The sequence below is a fragment of the Nocardia sp. NPDC050697 genome (genome assembly GCF_040654395.1).
Classification (GTDB): Bacteria; Actinomycetota; Actinomycetes; order Mycobacteriales; family Mycobacteriaceae; genus Nocardia.
This window is the reverse complement of record NZ_JBFAHY010000004.1, coordinates 421,097-436,841: the sequence shown is the minus strand read 5'-3', so window position 1 is coordinate 436,841 and position 15,745 is coordinate 421,097. Positions and strand designations below refer to the sequence as shown.

Annotated in this window: 15 protein-coding genes; 10 read left to right on the top strand and 5 right to left on the bottom strand. The window is 72.0% G+C overall.

What is annotated here, in order from left to right:
- Positions 1-35: 35 nt before the first annotated feature.
- Positions 36-773, top strand: coding sequence for a glucose 1-dehydrogenase (locus AB0H71_RS17635; protein ID WP_357021500.1), 738 nt, complete (start codon positions 36-38; stop codon positions 771-773).
- A 1-nt stretch (position 774) separates the two neighbouring features.
- On the opposite strand, the gene AB0H71_RS17630 is transcribed toward AB0H71_RS17635, so the two are convergent.
- The gene (locus AB0H71_RS17630; RefSeq protein ID WP_357021498.1) at positions 775-1,512 is read right to left on the bottom strand and encodes a LysE/ArgO family amino acid transporter; all 738 of its coding nucleotides are present in this window, start codon (positions 1,510-1,512) and stop codon (positions 775-777) included.
- A gap of 71 nt (positions 1,513-1,583) precedes the next feature.
- Between AB0H71_RS17630 and AB0H71_RS17625 the strand changes: the two genes are divergently transcribed.
- Complete coding sequence (locus AB0H71_RS17625; RefSeq protein ID WP_357021496.1) at positions 1,584-2,468, top strand: LysR family transcriptional regulator ArgP; 885 nt, start codon at positions 1,584-1,586, stop codon at positions 2,466-2,468.
- A 24-nt stretch (positions 2,469-2,492) separates the two neighbouring features.
- On the opposite strand, the gene AB0H71_RS17620 is transcribed toward AB0H71_RS17625, so the two are convergent.
- Complete coding sequence (locus AB0H71_RS17620) at positions 2,493-4,025, bottom strand: aldehyde dehydrogenase family protein (RefSeq protein WP_357021493.1); 1,533 nt, start codon at positions 4,023-4,025, stop codon at positions 2,493-2,495.
- A gap of 177 nt (positions 4,026-4,202) precedes the next feature.
- On the opposite strand from AB0H71_RS17620, the gene AB0H71_RS17615 reads away from it, so the two are divergent.
- Genes AB0H71_RS17615 through AB0H71_RS17595 form a run of 5 tightly spaced genes read left to right on the top strand, consistent with a single transcriptional unit; the run spans position 4,203 to position 8,547 of the window.
- Positions 4,203-4,664 carry a DNA-binding protein gene (locus AB0H71_RS17615; RefSeq protein ID WP_357021490.1) on the top strand — a complete coding sequence of 154 codons (462 nt, stop codon included), beginning with the start codon at positions 4,203-4,205 and terminating at the stop codon, positions 4,662-4,664.
- Positions 4,658-5,128 (top strand): Zn-ribbon domain-containing OB-fold protein, encoded by a 471-nt coding sequence (locus AB0H71_RS17610; RefSeq protein ID WP_357021964.1) that lies wholly within the window; start codon positions 4,658-4,660, stop codon positions 5,126-5,128. Before AB0H71_RS17615 ends, AB0H71_RS17610 begins: the two co-directional genes overlap by 7 nt.
- Entirely contained in the window at positions 5,121-6,191 is a 1,071-nt protein-coding gene (locus AB0H71_RS17605) for a lipid-transfer protein (RefSeq protein WP_357021487.1), read from the top strand. Before AB0H71_RS17610 ends, AB0H71_RS17605 begins: the two co-directional genes overlap by 8 nt.
- Complete coding sequence (locus AB0H71_RS17600) at positions 6,188-7,336, top strand: thiolase domain-containing protein (RefSeq protein ID WP_357021484.1); 1,149 nt, start codon at positions 6,188-6,190, stop codon at positions 7,334-7,336. The genes AB0H71_RS17605 and AB0H71_RS17600 overlap by 4 nt, the downstream gene beginning before the upstream one ends.
- Before the next feature lie 14 nt (positions 7,337-7,350).
- Complete coding sequence (locus AB0H71_RS17595) at positions 7,351-8,547, top strand: beta-ketoacyl synthase N-terminal-like domain-containing protein (RefSeq protein WP_357021481.1); 1,197 nt, start codon at positions 7,351-7,353, stop codon at positions 8,545-8,547.
- 133 nt (positions 8,548-8,680) lie between these two features.
- On the opposite strand, the gene AB0H71_RS17590 is transcribed toward AB0H71_RS17595, so the two are convergent.
- On the bottom strand, positions 8,681-9,763 hold the full coding sequence (locus AB0H71_RS17590) for a diacylglycerol kinase (RefSeq protein WP_357021478.1): 1,083 nt from the start codon (positions 9,761-9,763) through the stop codon (positions 8,681-8,683).
- Positions 9,764-9,848: 85 nt separating this feature from the next.
- Between AB0H71_RS17590 and AB0H71_RS17585 the strand changes: the two genes are divergently transcribed.
- Together AB0H71_RS17585 and AB0H71_RS17580 are read left to right on the top strand one after the other, a co-directional pair.
- The gene (locus AB0H71_RS17585) at positions 9,849-10,589 is read left to right on the top strand and encodes a glucose 1-dehydrogenase (protein WP_357021475.1); all 741 of its coding nucleotides are present in this window, start codon (positions 9,849-9,851) and stop codon (positions 10,587-10,589) included.
- An 84-nt stretch (positions 10,590-10,673) separates the two neighbouring features.
- On the top strand, positions 10,674-11,339 hold the full coding sequence (locus AB0H71_RS17580; RefSeq protein ID WP_357021473.1) for a TetR/AcrR family transcriptional regulator: 666 nt from the start codon (positions 10,674-10,676) through the stop codon (positions 11,337-11,339).
- 64 nt (positions 11,340-11,403) lie between these two features.
- Here the strand turns inward: AB0H71_RS17580 and AB0H71_RS17575 are convergent, their stop codons facing one another.
- Positions 11,404-12,996 (bottom strand): AMP-binding protein, encoded by a 1,593-nt coding sequence (locus AB0H71_RS17575; protein ID WP_357021470.1) that lies wholly within the window; start codon positions 12,994-12,996, stop codon positions 11,404-11,406.
- Positions 12,997-13,083: 87 nt separating this feature from the next.
- Positions 13,084-14,037 carry a hypothetical protein gene (locus AB0H71_RS17570; protein WP_357021467.1) on the bottom strand — a complete coding sequence of 318 codons (954 nt, stop codon included), beginning with the start codon at positions 14,035-14,037 and terminating at the stop codon, positions 13,084-13,086.
- 396 nt (positions 14,038-14,433) lie between these two features.
- Here AB0H71_RS17570 and AB0H71_RS17565 point away from each other — a divergent pair, with 396 nt between their 5' ends.
- Positions 14,434-15,693 (top strand): helix-turn-helix domain-containing protein, encoded by a 1,260-nt coding sequence (locus AB0H71_RS17565; RefSeq protein ID WP_357021465.1) that lies wholly within the window; start codon positions 14,434-14,436, stop codon positions 15,691-15,693.
- The last annotated feature ends 52 nt before the right edge of the window (positions 15,694-15,745 follow it).

Sequence of the window (15,745 nt, the reverse complement as noted above, 5' to 3'; positions counted from 1 at the left end):
TCGGTGCCGACGCTCGACCAACGTGAGGAGAACCGGTGAGCCGACTCAGCGGCAAGGTGGCACTGATCAGCGGCGCGGCCCGTGGCATGGGCGCCGCGCACGCCAGGGCGGTGGTGGCCGCGGGCGGCCGGGTGGTGCTCGGCGACATCCTGGACGAGCCGGGCGCGGCGCTGGCCGCGGAGCTCGGCGACGCCGCGGTCTACGTCCCGCTCGACGTCCGCGATCCGGAGGCGTGGAGCGCCGCGGTGCGCACCGCCGAGGAGAGCTTCGGCGGGCTGCACGTGCTGGTCAACAATGCCGGGATCGCGAACGGGAACCTGCTGCCCGATTTCGAGCTGAGCGAGTGGCAGAAGATCATCGATATCAACCTGACCGGCACCTTCCTCGGCATGCGCGCCTCGGTGCCGCTGCTGCGGAGGTCTGGCGGCGGCTCGATCGTGAACATCTCCTCGGTGGAGGGGATGCGGGGCAGCGCGGGGCTGCACGGGTACGTGGCGACCAAGTTCGCGGTGCGCGGGCTCACCAAGTCGGCGGCGCTGGAGCTGGCGCCGCAGGGCATCCGGGTGAACTCGGTGCACCCCGGGCTCATCCGGACGCCCATGACCGAGGGGATCCCGGAGGACTTCCTGCAGATCCCGCTCGGTCGCGGGGCGGAGCCGGAGGAGGTGTCGGCGCTGGTGGTCTTCCTGGCCTCGGACGAGTCCTCGTACTCGACCGGCGCGGAGTTCGTGGTGGACGGCGGGCTCACCGTCGGGGTGCCGCACAAGTCCTAGTTCAGCCGAGCAGCAGCCCGGCGCCGAGCGCCAGCATGATCAGCGCGATGCCGGCGTCCAGCACGCGCCAGGCGCCGGGGCGGGCGAAGAGCGGGCCGAGCAGGCGGGCGCCGTAGCCGAGCGCGAGGAACCACAGGACGCTCGCGGTCATGGCGCCGGCCGCGAGGTACCACCGGTCCGCGCCCGCGTGGGCCGAGGCGAAGGAACCGAACAGGACCACGGTGTCCAGGTAGACGTGCGGGTTGAGCCAGGTCAGGGCCAGGGTCGTGGCGATGGTCGCACCCAGCGCCGGTGCGGAGCGGCGCATCGAGTCCCGGCCCGGAGCCGGACGGCCTCCGCCCTGAATCAGACCACCGTCGACGGTCCGCGGCGAAGTGTCGCCCCTCGGTGCCGCGCCCACGTGCACCAGCGCAGCCGTGTCGACGCCCGGCTCGGGACCAGCGGCCGGAACCAGCGCCACCGGACTCCAGGCTCGCCGCAACGCCGAGACCGCGTACCCGAACAGGAACGCCGCCCCGGCCCACCGCGCCACCACCAGCACCTCCGGCACCGACCGCACCACCGCCCCGAACCCCGCGACCCCGGCCGCGATGAGCAGCACATCCGAGACCGCGCAGACCGCAACCACCGCGCCCACGTGCGCGCGGCTGATCCCCTGCCGCAGCACATACGCGTTCTGCGCGCCGATCGCCACGATGAGCGAGAGTCCGAAGCCGAAACCGGAGAGGATCGAGGTCACCCCGCCAAACTAGGAACGCCGCACCGAACAGTCCAACTGATGATTTTCACGCACCATTAGAATTCCTGAATATGGATCTGCAGCTCGACCAGCTGCGCGCGCTGAGCGCCGCCGTCACCGAGGGCACCTTCGAGGCCGCCGCCCGCAGCCTGCACATCACCCCGTCCGCCCTGAGCCAGCGCATCAAGGCACTGGAGGACGCGGCGGGCCGCATCCTGGTGCAGCGGGTGAAGCCGGTGCGCCCCACCGCATCCGGCGCCGCCGTGCTCCGCCTGGCCAGGCAGCTGGAGCTCCTCGTCGGCGAGACCGCCCGCGAGCTCGGCGCGGAGTCCGGGACCGGCCCGGTGCGGCTTCCGTTCGCGGTGAACGCCGACTCCCTGGACACCTGGGTGATGCCCGCGCTCGCCCGCACCCCGCCGGGGCTGAGCTTCGAGATCCACCGGGAGGACGAGGAGCACACCACCGCGCTGCTGCGCGACGGCACCGTGGTCGCCGCCGTCACCGCGACGCGGCGCGCGGTGCAGGGCTGCTCGGTGCGCCCGCTGGGCAGCATGCGGTACCGCCCGATGGCGGCGCCGGAGTTCGCGGCGACCTGGTTCCCGGACGGCGCCGACGCCGCCTCCCTGGCCAGCGCGCCGGTGGTGAACTTCGACCGCAAGGACAATCTGCAGGAGGAGTACCTGCGCAAACGCACCCGGCGGGCGGTGACGGCGCCGCGGCACTTCGTCCCGACCCCGCACGCCTACGTGGCCGCGATCCGGCTCGGCCTCGGCTGGGGCATGGTGGCCGAACCGCAGCTGGCGGCGGCGCCGGAGCTGGCCCGGATCGATGGCGACGTCACCGTGGACGTGCCGCTCTACTGGCAGCAGTGGAAGGTGGAGTCGCCCGCCCTGGAGGCGCTGGCCGCCGCCATCGCCATCGCGGCGGCCGGCACCCTCCGTCCGGCCGGCCCCTGATCCGCGACCGGCCCCCCGCAGGTCTCAGCGCATGAGTCTGCGCGCGAGCTTGCTGCCGAACCCGAGCCGGATGGTGCGATCCAGCGTCTGCACCATCTGATCGGCGTACGGGTACCAGATGCTCTCCTTCTTCGGCCCCCAGCGGTCGATCAGCACCGGCTGCGCGTGCGTGAAGCCGCGCAGCGCGTCGATGCCGTTCACCTGCCCGAGCCCGCTGTCCTTGCGCCCGCCGAACGGCGCCTCCGGCACCCCGTAGATGACCGAGGCGTCGTTGTGCACCACCGACCCGGTGTGCAGCTCGCGCGCCAGCCGCACCGCCTTCTCCCGATCCCGGGTGAAGACGCTGCCGCTCAGGCCGTAGGCGCTGTCGTTGGCGCGCCGGACCGCCTCGGCCTCGTCGGCGACCCGCATGATCGAGACGATCGGGCCGAAGGTCTCCTCGCGCATGAGCTCCATGTCGTGCGTGACGTCGACGACCACGGTCGGCTGGAAGTAGACGCCGTCGGCGGTGTCCTGCTCGCCGCCGAGCAGCACGGTGGCGCCCTTGTCCCTGGCGTCCTGCACGTGCTTGCTGACGATGTCCAGCTGGCGATCCCAGAAGAGCGGGCCCACATCCTTGTTCGCGCCGTAGGTCACCGCCGCGGCCTTCTCCCGCACCTTGGCGATGAACTCCTCGGCGATGCTCTCCACCACGTAGACGCGCTCGACGCCGACGCACACCTGCCCGCTGTTGAACATGGACAGGTACACCGCGCCCGCCGAGGCCCGCTCCAGATCCGCGTCCGCGCAGACGATCATGGCGTCCTTGCCGCCGAGCTCCAGCGTGCACGGGATGAGCCGCTCGGCGCAGGCCGCCGCGATCCGCTTGCCGGTCGGCACGCTCCCGGTGAACGAGATCTTGTCGATAGCACCGTTGACCAGGGCAGCGCCGGTCTCGCCGTCGCCGTGCAGCACCTGGAGCACGTCCTCGGGGACACCCGCCTCGTGCAGCACCTTCACCGCCCACTCGCCGGAGTGCGGGGTCACCTCGGAGGGCTTGAGCAGCACCGCGTTCCCGGCAAGCAGCGCCTGCGCGACGGGGTTGATGGAAAGCACGAACGGCCCGTTCCAGGGCGTGATCACGCCGACGACGCCGAGCGGGCGGTACCCGACCACCAGCTTCTTCAGCGGCGCCAGGTACCCGTGCAGCCGCCGCTTCTCGTCGGCGAGGTCCTTGGGCGCGCGGCCGCTCCAGTAGTTCAGGAAGTCGCAGGAGGGCAGGATCTCCACCGCCAGCGCCTCGACCAGCGGCTTGCCGGTCTCCCCGCGCACGGTGGCGGCGATCTCTTCGCGCCGGTCCACCAGCACCTGCACCGCCTGCCGGATGATCGCGGCGCGCTCCTTGATCGGGCGCGCCGCCCAGCCGGGCTGGGCCGCGCGGGCCCTCGCGATCGCGGCGGTCACCTCCTCCGGCGTGCGCACCACGATCTCGCCGACATCCGCCCCGTCCGCGGGCGAGCGCAGGCCGAGCCTGCGATGCCCGTCGGCGGTGGGCGTCAGCGTTTCGACGATGGCCATGCGATCTCCTCACACCGAATGGTGGAACAGGTTCTAATTATGCTCGAGCTTACGACACCGGCGCACACCTGTACACCTGTCCGAGCACACCGGCTGGTCAGCATTCAATCAGTTGATTGACAACGCTGCGGCACCGGTCCACGATCGGTGGGCGATCCCTACCCCACCGGAGGCGCCATGCCGAGCGAACCCGCAGAATCCAGCCTCACCGCGCCCTACAGCGTCGAGTTTCCCTTCACCCGCACGGTGGGCCCCACGCTCGGCGTGTTCTTCGGCGGGCTCCGCGAGGCACTGCTCTTCGGCGCCCGCACCGACCGCGGCACCGTGCTCTGCCCGCCGCTGGAGATCGACCCGGAGACCGCCCGCCCCACCGGCGAACTCGTTCCACTCCCGGACGTCGGCACGGTGCTCGGCTGGACCGGGGTGCCGAGCCGGGAGGCCGACGAGCTCGGCCCCGGCCACTTCGCCTGGGCGCTGATCCGGATCGACGGCACCGAGGGCGCGCTCTTCCACGCGGTCGACGTCGGCGGGGAGCTGGACCGGATCACGCCGGGGCTGCGGGTCAGGGTGCGCTGGCGCGCGGAGCGGGAGGGGAGCATCCGCGACATCGTCTGCTTCGAGCCCCTGGAGGAATCGTGACCCTGCCCGCCCCGGTGACCACGTTCACCAGCCCGTTCAAGATGGACTACACCTACGTGGCGGGCGGCGGGCGCTCGCTCTTCCTGCGCGGCCTCGCCCGGCGCGAGCTGCTGGCCCGGCGCTGTCCCGGCTGCGCGCAGGTGTACCTGCCGCCGCCGGAGTTCTGCTCGCGCTGCCTCACCGAGCTCTCCGCGCCCTTCCCGCTGGCGGGCACCGGCACCGTGCGCACCTTCTGCGTGGTGAACTTCCCGTTCCCCGGGCAGCGGTTCGACCCGCCCTACGCCGTCGCACAGATTCAGGTGCACGGCGCCGACACCAGGCTCATGCACCTGGTGCGCGAGATCGATTCGGCCGCACTGGAGATCGGCATGGAGGTGGAGCCGGTGTGGGCCGAGGAGGCGGAGCTGACGCACTCCCTGGACAGCATCCGCTACTTCCGGCCGGTCGGGGGTTCCGATGCGTGATGTCGCGGTGGTGGCGTACGAGCGCTCGCCGGGGAAGGCGGCCGACCGCGAGGTCGACATGGCCGAGATCCTGCTCCCGGTGATGCGCCGGGCGCTGGCCGCGGCCGGGATCACCCGCGACCGGGTCGACTTCTGGGCCTCCGGCAGCCACGACTTCTTCGAGGGCCGCACCTTCGCCTACATCGATTCGCTGGACGCCGTCGGGGCCTGGCCGCCGATCTCCGAATCGCACGTCGAGATGGACGCCGCGTGGGCGCTGCACGAGGCGTGGACCTGGCTGCAGCTCGGCGAGGGCGAGATCGCGGTGGTGTACGGCATCGGCCGCGCCGCGCTCCCCGCCGACCTGGACCAGGTCATGGCCGCCCAGCTCGACCCCTACTTCCTGGCCCCGCTGCGCCCGCACCGGGACGCCGCCGCCGGGCTGCAGGCCGCCGCGCTGCTCGCCGCGGGCGCGCTGGACGAGAAGCAGCTGGCCGAGGTGGTCGCGCGGAGCCTGGCCGCCGCCGTGGACGAGCCGGGCGCGCAGGTCAGCGGGGTGGTGACGGTCGCGGAGCTGCTGGCCGCGCCGTACGTCGCCAGCCCGCTGCGCGCGCACGACTGCGGCCCCGCGGGTGACGCGGCCGCGGTGCTCGTGCTCGCCGCCGGTGACACCGCGCGGGCGCTCGCGGAGCGTCCGGCGTGGCTGCGCGGCATCGACCACCGGATGGACACGCACTACCTCGGCGCGCGGGATCTCACGAAGTGCGACACCGTGATCCGCGCGGCAGCCAGGGCGGCGGAGTTCGCCGGATTCGGCGCCACCGAGGTGGACGTCGCCGAGCTGCACACCGAATACAGCTACCAGGAGCCATTTCTCGCGTCCGCGCTCGGCCTCGGCGCGACCCCGATCAACCCGGGCGGCGGCCCGCTCACCGGCCGCCCCGCCACCGCCACCGGGCTCATCCGGATCGGCGAGGCGGCCGCGCACATCCTGCGCGGCCGGGCCGGGCGCACGCTGGCGCACGCCACCAATGGCCCCGCGCTGCAACAGAACATGATCTGCCTGCTGGAGGGGGACCGATGAGGACCGCGGTAGTCGGGATCGGGCAGAGCAAACAGGCCAAGCGGCGCGAGGTCACCATCGGCGCCATGGTGCGCGAGTCGGTGGACGCCGCGCTCACCGATGCCCGGCTGGAGTTCGCCGACATCGATGCGGTGGTGCTCTCCAAGACCCCCGACCTGTTCGACGGCGTGATGAACCCCGAGCTCTACCTCGCCGACGCCATGGGCGCCCGCGGGCTGCCGGTGACCAGGGTGTTCACCGGCGGCAGCGTGGGCGGGCACGCCGCCATCTACGGCGCGCACCTGGTGCAGGCCGGGCTGGCCAGGCGGGTGCTGGTGGTCGCCTACTCCAAGGAGTCGGAGGGCGATTTCACCTGGGCGCTCTCCCGCGGGCTGCCGTTCAGCGCGCACCTCGGTGCGGGCGCGGGCGCGCACTTCGCCCCGATCATCCGCGAGTACATCCGCCGCTCCGGCGCGCCCGAGCACATCGGCTGGCAGGTCGCGGTGAACCACCGGCTCAATGCCACCCGCAACCCGTACGCGCACATCCAGCGCCCGGACATCACCGTCGAGGAGGTGCGCGAATCGCGCATGCTCTGGGACCCCATCCGCTACCTGGAGTCCTGCCCCTCCTCCGACGGCTCCTGCGCCATCGTGGTCACCGGCGCGGACGACGCGGGCGGCGGCACGCACCCGCCCGCCTGGATCCACGGCATGTCCTGGCGCACCGAGACCGGCCACTTCGCCGGCCGCGACGAGGTGAACCCGGAGGCGGGCCGCCAGTGCGCCGCCGACGCCTACCGGCAGGCCGGGATCACCGACCCCGCGCGCGAGATCGACACCGCCGAGCTGTACATCCCGTACAGCTGGTACGAGCCCATGTGGCTGGAGAACATCGGGCTCGCCGAGGTGGGCCGCGGCTGGGAACTCGTCGACGACGGCAGCACCGCGTTCGGCGGCGCGCTGCCGGTGAACCCCTCCGGCGGCGTGCTCTCCGGCAACCCCACCGGCGCCACCGGGCTGCTCCGCTTCGCCGAGGCCGCGCTGCAGGTGCGCGGCACCGCGGGCGCGCACCAGGTGGACGGCGCGCGCCTGGCCGTCGGGCACGCCATGGGCGGCGCCTCCCAGTTCCACGCCCTGTGGGTCGTCGGCAGCGACCGGCCCTGATCCGAGGAGAACGCATGAGCAACCGGGTTTACGTCGTCGGCGTCGGCATGACGAAGTTCGAGAAGATCCAGAGCCGGGACTGGACGTACCCGCAGATGGTGGCCGAGGCGGTGGGCGGCGCGCTCGGCGACGCCGGCATCGGCTACGACCGGGTGCAGCGGGCCGCCGTCGGCTACGTCTTCCAGCCCTCGACCGCCGGGCAGCGCGCGCTGTACGAGGTGGGGCTCACCGGGATTCCGGCGGTGAACGTCAACAACAACTGCGCCACCGGCACCTCCGCGCTGCTGCTCGCCCAGGAGTGGGTGCGGTTCGGCGCCGCCGAGGTGACGCTGGCGGTCGGCTTCGAACAGATGACAAAGGAGGCCATGGCCGGGTCGGGCGCACGGCCCGCGGTGACCACCATCGACCGGCACCTGGCGGCGCTGAAGGCCGCGGCGGGGTTCGGCACGGCGCCGCTCACCACCCAGTTCTTCGGTGCCGCCGCGGCCGAGCACATGCGGGTGTACGGCACCACCCGGGAGCAGCTGGCCGCGGTCGCGGTGAAGAACCACGAGCACTCGACCCGCAACCCGTACGCGCAGTTCCAGGACGCCTACACCGTCGAGCAGGTGCTCGCCGACAAGCCGGTGCACGACCCGCTGACCCGCTCGCAGTGCTCCCCCATGTCGGACGGCGCCGCCGCGGCGGTGATCGCGAGCGAGCGCTTCGTCGAGGCGCACGGGCTGGGCGGGCAGGCGGTGGAGATCGCGGCGCAGGCGCTGGTCACCGACGACGCCGAGTCCTTCGCGAGCGGGTCGATGATCGACGTGGTGGGCACGCCCATGACGCGGCGGGCCGGGCGGCAGGTCTTCGAGGCGGCCGGGGTCGGCATCGAGGAGGTGGATGTGCTCGAGGTGCACGACTGCTTCTCCATCAACGAGCTGCTCACCTACGAGGGGCTCGGGATGTGCGCGGCCGGGGAGTCCGGGGCGCTGGTGGAGTCGGGGGGGACCACGTACGGCGGGCGCTGGGTGGTGAACCCGTCCGGGGGGTTGATCTCCAAGGGGCACCCGCTCGGCGCGACCGGGCTGGCGCAGTGCGCCGAATTGTCCTGGCAGTTGCGAGGGTTGGCGCAAGGGCGCCAGGTGCCCGGCGCGCGGATCGGGCTCGCGCACAACCTCGGGCTCGGCGGGGCCTGCGCGGTGACGCTGTACCGCGGTCCGCGGGGGTAGCGGACGCTGCCACACCCCGCGCCGTGCGGCCGGGCCCCGCACGCGTCGGGCCGCACGGGCGGCGAGCCGCATAGGCCGGGCCCCGCGAGGGTCACGCCGTACGGGCCGGGCCCGCGAGCCCGGCCCGCTCGACTCACTTCGCCGGAACCGCGAACACTCCCCTGCCCGTGCCGAGCGGCAGATCGGCGGTGGTCCGCAACCCGGGCTCGGCCGCGACCACATCCGGGATGGCGTTCACGATCCGCCCCGCCGCCGCCACGATGGCGGCGTGGTTGTGATCGCCGAGCTCACTGGTCGGGCAGATGTCGACGGTGTACGAGGGCTCGCCGGTGATCTCCACCCGGTACGAACCCCCCTCCTGCGCCGGCCGCGCCCAATCCGGCCGCAGGTCGTCGCGGAGCCGGGTCACGTGCTCCACCACGATCGCCGGATGGCCCTGCACCCGCCCGACGATCTCGAAGCGCAGCGCCGCCACGCCACCCTTCGGCACGTGCCCGGCCGCGATGTCGAACGCCTCCGGCGCGGGCTCCCGCTCGTAACTCTCGGTGATCTCGTCCAGCTCGATCCCGAATCCCGCCGCCAGCTGCCGCAGCGTCGAGCCCCAGGCGATGGTGAGCACGCCGGGGAGCAGCAGCAGCGGCACCTCGTCCAGCGGCTTGCCGAATCCCATGACGTCGAACATCACCGTCGCGCCGTCGTAGGTCGCGTAGTCCGCGATCTCCAGGCAGCGCACCTGCTCGATCCGCTGACAGGTGGAGGCCAGCGCGAACGGGATGAGGTCGTTGGCGAACCCCGGATCCACCCCGGTGACGAAGAAGCTCGCCCCGCCCTCGACCGCAATCTTCTGCACCCGGTCGATCACCTTCTGCGGCAGCACCTGCCACGGGTACTGGAACGAGACCGGCGCCGAACCGACCACGTTCACCCCGGCGGCCAGGAACTTCAGGCAGTCCTCCAGCGCCTCCATCGGCCTGGTGTCGCCCATGGCGCAGTACACCGCGCACTCCGGCTCCAGCGCGAGCAGCGCGTCCAGGTCGTCGACCGCGGTGACCCCGGTGACCACGTCGAGCCCGGCCAGCTCCCCCGCGTCCTTCCCGACCTTGCCCGGCGTCGAGACCGCGAGCCCCGCGAGCTCGAATCGCGGGTCGGTGACGAGCTGGCGCAGGGCCAGCGCGCCCACGTTCCCGGTGGCGATGTGGACGACGCGGATGGGCATGGAAACTCCTCTGCCGGAAGGTGCCCGAGCACCTGTCTGGAAATCTGTCTGGAACCTGTTCCAGATCCTATGGTAGCGTCGGCCCATGGGACGCGTTGACGGCAAAGTTGCACTCATCAGTGGCGGGTCGAGGGGCATGGGCGCCGCGCACGCCCGGCTGCTGGTGGCCGAGGGCGCGCGGGTCGTCATCGGCGACATCCTGGACGACGAGGGCAAGGCGCTGGCCGAGGAGATCGGGCCCAGCGCGCGCTACGTCCACCTCGATGTCACCCAGCCCGAGGAGTGGGACGCGGCCGTCGCCGTCGCCGTGCAGGAGTTCGGCTCGCTGAGCGTGCTGGTGAACAATGCCGGCATCGTGAACGGCGCCCCCGTGCACAAATTCGACCTCGACCAGTGGCGCCGCATCCTGGACGTCAACCTGACCGGCACCTTCCTCGGGTTGCGCGCCGCGGTGCCCGCCATGAAGAAGGCGGGCGGCGGCTCGATCATCAATGTCTCCTCGATCGAGGGGCTGCGCGGGGCGCCGTGGGCGCACGGCTACGTCGCCACCAAGTGGGGCGTGCGCGGGCTGGCCAAGTCGGCCGCGCTGGAGCTGGCGCCGCTCGGCATCCGGGTGAACTCCCTGCACCCCGGGCTGATTCGCACCCCCATGACGGAGAACATCCCGGACGACATGGTCACCATCCCGATGGGCCGCCCCGCCGCGCCGGAGGAGGTCGCGACCTTCGTGCTCTTCCTGGCCAGCGACGAGTCGTCCTACGCCACCGGTGCGGAGTTCATCGTGGACGGCGGGCTGGTCGTCGGCGTGCCGCACAAGACGTCGTAGGCCGATCGCCACGCACGGGGTCGCCCGCGGGCGCCGAGCGGGCACCGGCCCGCATGCGGGTCGCGGGGCGCTAGGGTCGATGTCGTGACTGCGGGCCGGGAAGCTGCGGAGCCGGGCTCCGGCGCACCGCCCGCGGCGGCCACGCTGCCCACCGACCGCCGCTTGGTGGCCGCCGCCGAGCGGCTCTTCGCCGAGCGCGGCATCGATGCCGTCTCGCTGCGCGCGGTGATGGCGGCGGCGGGCGCCAATGTCGCCTCGGTGCACTACCACTTCGGCTCGAAGGACGCCCTGGTGCGGGCCGTGGTCCGGGCCCGCGGCGGCGAGATCTCGGTGCGCCGCGCCGAGCTCCTCGACGCCGCGGCGGCCGCGGAGCCCTCCGCCCGCGCCCTGGCCGAAGCCTTCGTCCGCCCGGTCGCCGAGGCGATGGCGACCGGCGGCGGCGACTGGGTCACCGTCGTCGCCGACGTGATCACGGTGAACCACAGCGCCCTGCACCCGATGACCGCGGAGTTCGCCGGTCAGGCCAGGCGCTTCACCGAGCTGCTCACCCGGCTGCACCCGGAGATCCCGCCCCGCACCCTGCGCTTCCGCCTCACCCAGGCGATGACCTTCACCTTCCAGACCCTCGGGGACCGCGACCGGCTGCGCGACATCCTCGCGCTCAGCGGCACCCAGCTCACCCCCGCCGAGATCATGGACGAGCTGCTCGACACCGTCACCGCCATCCTCGCGGGCCCGCCGGACCGCTGACCGGCCGGCACCGGGCGCGGCACCCCACCGCGCCCGGAAACCGCTGCCGAGCAGCACGATCCGCTCAGTTCACCTGGCGCGCCGACTCGCCCCAGTACTGCGCGCGCAGCGCCTTCTTGTCCGGCTTGCCGAGCGGGCTCACCGGGATGCTCGCCGCGAAATCCACCGACTTCGGCGTGTACACCGCCCCCTTGCGCTCCTTGACCAGCGCCTGCAGCTCCTCCACCGCGACCTCCTGCCCGTCGCGCAGCACCACCACGGCCTTGACCGCCTCGCCCCACTTGTCGTCCGGCACCCCGATCACCGCCGCCGCGCTCACCGCCGGATGCGCCGAGAGCACATCCTCCACCTCGCGCGGGTACACATTGAAGCCGCCGGAGACGATCATGTCCTTCTTGCGGTCGACGATGTAGAGGAACCCCTCCGCGTCCTGCCGCGCGATATCCCCGGTGTGCAGCCAGCCGAACTGGGTCGCCTCCGCCGTCTGCTCCGGCTTGTTCAGATACCCCTGCATGACCAGCGGCCCGCGCACGCAGACCTCGCCCGGCTCACCCGCGGGCACCTCATTGCCCTGGTCGTCGAGGAGCGCCACGTGCAGCCACGGCACCGGCTTGCCGCAGGAGGCCAGCCGCTCCGGCCGGTCCAGGTCGTGATCCTCCTTGCGCAGCACCGAGATCGTCATCGGGCTCTCGGCCTGGCCGTAGAACTGGAAGAAGATCGGCCCGAACTTCCGGATGGCCTCGGCGAGCCGGGTCGGCGAGATGGCCGAGGCGCCGTAGAAGACCGTCTGCAGGCTGGAGAGGTCGTACTTGTCCAGCTCCGGGTAGTCCAGCAGCGCGTAGAGCATCGTCGGCACCAGCATGGTCGAGGTGATCCGGTACTTCTCGATCGCCGCCAGCACCGCCGCCGGGCTGAAACCGGGCAGCACCACGATCGACCCGCCCTGCAGGCTGGTCGGATTCCAGAACGCGCCGCCCGCGTGGCTCAGCGGCGTGCAGACCAGGAAGCGGGTCTCGTCCGGCCACTGCCACTCCGCCATCTGGATGCGCAGCAGCGCCGCCGCCCCCCGATAGCTGAGCATGACCCCCTTCGACTTACCCGTGGTGCCGCCGGTATAGGCCAGGCTCCCGGTGTCGTTGAGCGACACATCCGGCGCGGTCAGCGGCGCGGGCTCGAACCCGGCCGCCGCCGCGATCAGATCCGTCCCCGCCTCGGTGGGGCCGAGCGCCAGCAGGTTCTTCAGGCTCGGCACCGCCGCCGCCAGCTGCGCCGCCCGCTCCTCGTACTTGTCCGGGTCGTAGATCAGCGTCTCGATATCGCCGTCCTCCAGCGCATACGAGTGGTCCTCCAGCGACCCCATCGGATGCAGCGACACGAACCGCACCCCCACCACGCCGTTCGCCCCCTGCGTGAAGAGCACCTCCGGCCGGTTCGCCGAGAGCAGCGCCACCCGGCTCCCCACCTCGAGACCGAGCGCGCGGTACGCCTGCGCGAAGGTGCTGATCCGATCCCGCACCTCGCGATAGGTCAGCGTCTCGTCGCCGATGTGCACGGCCGTCCGATCGGCGTAGCGGTCCAGCGAGCGGATCAGCAGATCCACCGGCAACGGCTCCCGGTGCAGCGGATCGGGCTCCCGGCTCGGCGCAGGTGTGTTCATCGTGCCCCTCTCGGCGCGTTGTTCTCGGTTGCGCCGGACCACGGCCACGACAACCCGGCCGGCGGACGGTCGAAACTATAACACGTTCTAATTACTGGATCGGAATATTCCGGCGGGATCGGTGGGCATGATCGTCGCCGCCCCCTGCTCCAGCACCAGGCACCGCAGGTCGACGTCCTGTTCCAGCACCGGCGGCCGTTCGAACAGCAGCGCGCCGACCGCGACCAGGAAGGTGCGGATCACGGCGTCGCTGCCGCGCTTCATGACCGGCGCCTGGTACAGCAGGAATCGGGCCCGCTGCCAGGCGGTCACCTCGCCGGGCTCGGCACCGGCGAGCAGGTCGACGGCGTGCCGGAACATCTCCGCCCGCGCCGCGTCACCCGCCGTGACCGCGTAGATCGGGTCCCCGCCGGTCTCGATGAATCGGGTGTCGCCACCGCGCCGGGCGATCCGCGCGACCAGCTCGTCGGCAACCTTCCGCGCGGTCGCGCCCCGGACGAGGCCGCTTCCGGTGACGGTGGAGCCGTCCGGTAGCCGGACCGCGTTGCGCAGGACGTCACTGGTGATTCCTTCGCGCCGGAAGCGCAACTCCGCGGCCCGGCCGTAAGCGAGCATGACCCGGTAGGCGGGCGTGCTCACGCCACCCACGTAGACCCGCTTTCGTTCATCCCATACGGAATGGGCGCGCAGCCGCCCTATCGCGCCGAGGCGGTCGTAGTTGGCGCCGTGCTCATCGATGGCCGACCGGAACCGGTCGGGATGTGTCGGCACCCCTCTTCCGATTTGAGGCGGCATTTCCAGCGCCGTTCGATACCGCCATTGCGTCAATTCCCCATAGGAAACTCGCAGCGCCCGCACGCGCTCGGATTTCGACAATGCCGACCATTCCGCGCCGAGCGCCGCGTGCACCTGTCGTGCCGCCGCGACCTGCAGTTCGGCGAATCGCAGGACCCGTTCGAGTTCAGCCGGGTCGGTGGAACAGCGGGCCAGCTGCGGAGTGGGAAAACAGTCGAGCTCGATCACACCCTTCGTCGCGCGCACCCACCGCTTCCCTTTCACCCATGGTCAGGACATCCACGCCGTGGTACCCCGGTAGCCGAGGGCCAATGCCGTGAGCACCACCGGAATCGGCGCGGAGCACTCCAGGGAGGCTCGTTCCCGCCGCCGGCGCCATCTCGAACACCGGAGTAGGCATATTTTTCGCCCTGTGGTCGGTATTCATGCCGTCCGCTCTTTCCGGTGGAACTATTCGCTCAGCGTAGCCCACGATCTGCCCGCGGAGGCGGTTGCGCGGACACCGCCTCGTCCCCGGAGAACCCCCTGCGTGCGACCGGTATTACCCGTACACTCACAGCAAACAAACAATTCCGGCACCAATACACGCGGGGGAGCTTTGCGCAAGTCATTCGAACGATCGACATCGAATACCCGCGGCCGATGAAACAGCCCAGAAACGACGGCGTCGACCGCCGATTCGGCCAGGAACTCCGCAGATTGCGGATGAAACGCGGCCATTCCCTGGGCGACCTCGCCGAATTCGTGCACTACAGCAAGGGGCACCTGAGCAAGATCGAGAACGGCCACGCCTCGCCGACCGCCCCGCTGGCCCGCGCCTGCGATACCGCGCTGGCCGCCGAGGGCCGCCTCATCGCGCTCGCCGCCACCGATACCAGGCCGGACTCCGGGGTCGAGGCGCCGCCGGGGGCGCCGTGGTCGCTCCGGCTGCACCCGGACGGCGCGGCGACCTTCGAGATCGGCGACACGCCGGGACCCGCGGTCACCGCCGTTCCGCCGCTCGCGGCCTTCGGCACCGACCTGGTGCCCGGCCTCATCGCGCTCTTCGACCAGGCCAGGCTGCTCGGCCGGAGCGCGAGCCCGAGCCTGGTGCTGCCGCTGGTGATCGGCCAGACCCACGTCGCCACCGCGGCGGCGCGGCGCGGCGCGGCCAAGTACCGCTCCCCGCTGCTGCACCACGCCGCGCGCACCGCCGAGTTCGCCGGGTGGATGGCGCAGGAGGCCGGAGACAACCGCGGCGCCGGCTGGTGGACCGAGTACGCCGTCGAACTCGCCACCGCCGCGGGCGATTCCAGCATGGTGAGCTACTCGCTGGTCCGGAAGGCGGTGCTGAGCATGTACCAGGCCGACTCGTCGGCGACCATCGCGCTCACCGCGCAACTCATCGGCAACAGCACGATCCAGCCGCGGATTCGCTGGCTCGGCGCGCTCGGCGCGGCGCAGGGGCACGCGCTCGGCGGCGACGAGGGCAATGCCATGCGCGCCCTGGAGCGCGCCGCCGACCTGTGGGAGCGCGCCCACCGGACCGACCCCGAGCACCACCTCGGCCCCGCCACCCTGGACGGCAGGTCGCTGCTGATCGAGGCCTGGTGCCACTACGACCTGGGCAATCTCGAAGTCGCCGCGCAGCTCTTCGACGAGGGCATGGCGGGCGCCGCCGGGCAGTCCGACCGGGATCGGGCCCGGTTCGGGACCCGCCAGGCCCTGGTGCACGCGGCGCTCGGCGACACCGCCCGCGCCTGCGCGCTCATCGAGCCGCTGCTCGACATCATCCGGGCGGTCGACTCGGTGACCATCCGCACCGATCTGCAGGAATTTCACCGCACGGTGCGCCGGTCCCGCGACGACCCGGCGCTGCACCGCATCCAAGCCGCGCTCGCCGACACCCTCGGAAAGCGCTGAGCCGTTGCCCGTTGCGCGTTCGAGCACGCAACGGGCAACCACTCCCCCGAAC